Origin of the sequence: Fictibacillus aquaticus (assembly GCF_002245695.1) — a bacterium.
Classification (GTDB): Bacteria; Bacillota; Bacilli; order Bacillales; family Fictibacillaceae; genus Fictibacillus; species Fictibacillus aquaticus.
Genome location: NZ_NOII01000095.1, coordinates 1 through 4896, shown reverse-complemented (window position 1 = coordinate 4896; position 4896 = coordinate 1). Strand labels below are relative to the sequence as shown.

Annotated in this window: 3 protein-coding genes; 1 reads left to right on the top strand and 2 read right to left on the bottom strand. The window is 45.5% G+C overall.

Annotated features, from left to right (window positions below; translation table 11 throughout):
* Positions 1-17: 17 nt before the first annotated feature.
* Positions 18-2984 (bottom strand): formate dehydrogenase subunit alpha, encoded by a 2967-nt coding sequence (gene fdhF, locus CGZ90_RS20195; RefSeq protein WP_094254259.1) that lies wholly within the window; start codon positions 2982-2984, stop codon positions 18-20.
* A 191-nt stretch (positions 2985-3175) separates the two neighbouring features.
* Positions 3176-4024 (bottom strand): undecaprenyl-diphosphate phosphatase, encoded by an 849-nt coding sequence (locus CGZ90_RS20190; protein WP_094254258.1) that lies wholly within the window; start codon positions 4022-4024, stop codon positions 3176-3178.
* A gap of 218 nt (positions 4025-4242) precedes the next feature.
* On the opposite strand from CGZ90_RS20190, the gene CGZ90_RS20185 reads away from it, so the two are divergent.
* Positions 4243-4662: a hypothetical protein gene (locus CGZ90_RS20185; protein WP_094254257.1), complete on the top strand. Its 420-nt coding sequence runs from the start codon at positions 4243-4245 to the stop codon at positions 4660-4662.
* Positions 4663-4896: the final 234 nt, after the last annotated feature.

The window sequence follows — 4896 nt, the reverse complement described above, 5'->3', positions numbered from 1 at the left end:
TTAGTTTTCGGACATTCTTAATGGCCTTTGCCATGCTGGTTTCGCTCCTTTTTTACGACATTTCCCGGGAAAATATAATCCTTTCTCGCCCATTTCCGCTCTACTCCGACACCGATTTGCGGCTGCGGATTTCCGTTTCTGAAGTTTGTCTTCGGAAGCGGGTTCACGCCTTCCTCTTGTAAAATTTCGAGTTTGGCACTTGTTTCCTTGTAAGCGGGTGTATCGGTATCTTTGTCGGCATAGCTGCTCGTCAGCAGATTGATAGCTGCTTCGCCCTGATCGTTCATCGGCAAATACACTTCCTTCCCCTTCACTCTGTCCGTGATGAGGCAGTGAACCTTCACATTGCCGTACGGCGAACTCAGGCGGACGAGTGTCCCGTCTTTTATGCCCCGCTCGGCAGCCAGTTCATATGAGACCTCGAGCCAGGCTCTTGGTGTCTTAGAAGTGATGCCTTTAGATTGATAGGTCATGTTTCCTTCATGGAAATGTTCAAGCAGCCGCCCATTATTTACATGGATATCATACTCTTCACCGAACTCAACAGGTATTGTCCAGTCAACAGGATACAGTCTTGCTTTTTTATCAGGAAACGGAAAGCCGTCTAAAAATAGAACCGGTGTATCGGTTCCGTCTGCTGCAACCGGCCATTGCAGGCTGTTGTATCCTTCTAGACGCTCATACGAAACGCCGGCAAACAATGGAGCAAGCTGAGCTGCTTCAGCCATGATGTCGCTCGGATGATCATAGTTCCATCCGGCACCGAGGCGGTTCGCGATATCCATGATGATTTGCCAGTCCGGCCTTGAATCGCCAAGCGGTTCCATCACTTGATACAACCGTTGAATTCTTCGCTCTGTATTCGTGAATGTGCCTTCCTTCTCAAGGCTCGGGCTTGCCGGCAGCACGACATCTGCGAACTGTGCTGTACGGGTAAGGAATAAATCCTGGACAACGAAGAACTCAAGCTTTTCAAAGGCAGCATGTACGTGATTGATGTTGGAATCGACTATGCCCATGTCTTCTCCTTTTAAATACATGCATTTTACATTCCCATCAATGATGCCTTGAACCATCTCATGGTTATTAAGTCCAGGCTCATCAGGAATCTTCACTCCCCATGCCGCTTCATATTTTGCTCTCACTTTTTCGTCTGCCACTTTTTCATAGGATGGAAGACGGTCCGGCATGCTGCCAAAATCACTCGCTCCCTGCACGTTGTTATGTCCGCGCAGCGGATACGATCCACAGTTCGGACGGCCATAGTTGCCAGTAACGAGCAGAAGGTTAGATATCGCGGTGCTCGTATCGCTTCCTCCAGAATGCTGTGTCACGCCCATCGCCCATAGAATGCACGCACTTTTTGCTTTGTGAATCGTTTCAGCTATCGTTATGAGCGTTTCCTTTGATAGTCCGGTCGCTTTCTCAGCGTATTCGAGCGTAAACTTTTGCAGGTTCTCACTGTATTCAGCCAGCCCGTTTACATGATTTCTTAAAAAATCTTCATCTGCCCAGCCTTTATCCAATATGTATTTGGTCACGGCAGACAGCCAGACGAGATCTGACCCGGCACGCGGCTGGATGAAAAGGTCAGCGCGCTCTGCCATCTCATGCTTGCGAAGATCTGCGACGATCAGCTTCTGCCCTTTCAGTTTGTGTGAACGCTTGACGCGGGTAGCCAGCACCGGATGTGATTCTGCTGTGTTAGCACCGATGATAATCACAAGCTCTGACCGTTCGATATCCTTAATCGTTCCTGAGTCTCCTCCATGTCCGACCGTTCGAAACAGCCCCATCGTTGCTGGAGTCTGGCAGTAGCGGGAACAGTTGTCAATGTTGTTTGTACCAATAACTCCGCGTGCCAGCTTCTGCATCAAATACGATTCTTCGTTCGTACACTTTGAAGAGCTGATGAAGCTCATTGATTGTGAGCCGTATTTTTCTTTAATATCTGTAAATTTAGAAGCAATAAGATTCAGCGCTTCTTCCCATGATGCCTCGCGGAACGAATCGCCTTCTCTGATCAGCGGCTTTGTGAGGCGCTCTTCGCTATTGACGAAATCCCATCCAAATTTCCCCTTCACACATGTAGAAATTCCGTTTGCCGGCGCATCAATCGACGGCTCTACTTTTAAAATCTGTCTGTCCTTCGTCCACACGTCAAAACTGCAGCCTACTCCGCAATATGTACAGACGGTCTTCGTTTTCTTGATGCGCTGTTCGCGCATGGCAGCTTCCATATCAGAGATTGCGAGAATAGAGCCGTAGCCGGTTTCCACGCTTTTCGTGATTTCGATCATCGGACGGAGTGTCTCTCGGTTTATGCCAGTCATGTAACCGGCCTCTCCCTCCATCCCTTTTTCCATCATGGCGTTGCAAGGACAGACCGTCGAACAGTGGCCGCATGATACACATGACGACTCATTGATCGGAACGTCATTATCCCAAATGACACGCGGGCGTTCCCTCTCCCAATCGATGGAAAGGGTCTCTGTTACTTGTACATCCTGACAGGCTTCTACACAGCGGCCGCAAAGGATACACTGATCAGGATCATACCGGTAAAAAGGATTCGATCGATCCGCTTCATACGGCTTGTGATCGAACGGAATACTTTGATGATTGACCTTCATTTCCTTTACAGTGTTATGAACCTCGCATCCGCCATTGTTGTAATCACACACTGTGCAATAAAGCTCATGATTGAACAAAATCCGGTCCATCCCGATGACCTGTGCTTCTTTAACATCATCCGAGACGGTGTCCACTTCATCTCCTTCATTCAGTTTAGTCGAGCAGGCACGCACAAACTCGCCGTTCACCTTGACGATGCACGTGTCACACGTTTCGATCGGTCCGAGACTCGGATGATAGCATACATGGGGAACCTGCGCTGAACTGTCTGAGAGCAGGTTCAATATTGTCTGATCCTTCAGTGCTTCCACTTCAGCACCATTAACTTTGACACGACAAGAATCTGGCAAACCATTCACCTCTTTACTATAGATACGAAAAATTCTGATAACTTTATCACTTTTTCCCTTAATGAGTTATCTTAAACTTCCAGCATCGGGATCCGGTACCCAGACTGGTTTGGTTCTTGTACTTGGTTTTAGCGAATATTTGTTTCAAAAAAAAAAGAGAAAAGCCCCGGGGCTTTTCTCTTTAATGTTGTTTAAAAGAATAGGAGGTAAATGGCTCCTGCGAGAACAATGCGATAGATAGCAAATGGGATGAGCCTTACTTTTGTGATTACTGCCAAGAAGAAACGAATGGAGATCAGCGCGAATATGAATGCGCTGACGAATCCAGCTAGGAAGAACGGCAGGTAATCTACATTGAAGTACTGCCAGTTTTTAAGCAGGGAGATCAAGCTGGCACCGGCCATGATCGGAACAGCCATGATAAACGTGAAATCGGCAGCTGCGCGGTGGCTCAAGCCTAAAATTACTCCCCCTGAAATCGTTGAACCGGAACGTGAAAATCCTGGCCAAAGGGAGAAACATTGGAACAAGCCTACAAAGAAAGCCTGCTTGTACGATATTTCATCGACAGTATGCACGAGCGGTGTTTTCGGTCCAGCAATATCTGCAATAATCATGAATACCGCACCAATGACAAGACCAATTAGCACTGTATTCATGGTAAATAAATGTTCATCTATATAATCCTCGAACAATACACCTAGAATTCCCGCAGGAAGAAGCCCTACAATAACTTGAGAAAGTTTAAGGCGCTGCTGCTGTTCTGCTTTATCAACAAGTGTTTTATTTTTCTTAAAGAGGCTTCTTAGAGCAAGCATATCCATGAAACGTTTCCAGAAGACGATCACGACAGCGAGGATCGATCCAAGCTGGATGACAACCTTGAAGGTGTTTGCTGGGTATTTTCCGAGAAACTCCTTTGATTTCAGCCACATGTCATCCACAAGGATCATGTGTCCAGTTGAGGAAACAGGGGCAAATTCTGTGAGACCTTCGACGATACCTAGAATGATCGCTTTCAATAGTAAAAGAAAATCCATTTTTTCACCTATTTCGTAAGTTTTCTTTATTATCACTAACAGACATGATAAATGGTTTTCATTCATATGACAATGTTAAACCATCATTTTAAATTGTGTAAAATTGTCAAAAAGTCAAAATACTCTTTGAAAATACCATGAAAATATAGTAAAATAATTTAAAATTATAAAAACGGCGTTTAAAGGCTATTTTTTTGGGGAAGGAGAATAAGTTCTATATGAAAAAACAACCAGGTTTTGAAGCAGCATTGTTTTTTTTAGGATTGCTTTTTGTGAGCGGCTTATACCAGGCATTCATGGTTTGGGGAAGAATTGATATGTTTTTTGAACAGGTAAGCGGCCTGACAACAACATCATTCTTTTCCTCAATGCTTTTGTTCTGGTCGGTGACAAGCGCATTTTGGATCTTAGCGTTAAAAGTGCTGGATGTTGCGCATAAAACAGAGCTGCTTAAGGCACGTAACGCTTTGTTCGGCATGACATTTCTATTCTTTGCGATACCTCTTGCAATCTGCGCACAGATATACCACGCTCTTGGACTGAACGGTATGGTCAGCACGATTTCTTTGGCTCTTCTGATTATGACACTGATTTCTTTCGTGATCGGGTTTGTGTTCAAGTTTAGAAAAGCAGTTTAAAAGCTTGTCTGCAAGGTTCTACTTCCTTGCAGACAAGCTTTTTTGTTTAACGGGCCTTGGGGTATGCTGGGGTACGGTACTACTTGCATCTTCCTATGAATAAACCAGCACTTCTCGCAGATGGTACCGGACCCCCATAACGGCCACACATAGTTTTGTTTATCCGCCGATATGAGACATCTCGATCTTTTTTCTAGGCTTGTCTGTGTTCTGCATTCTCTCCTCCGAATAGCG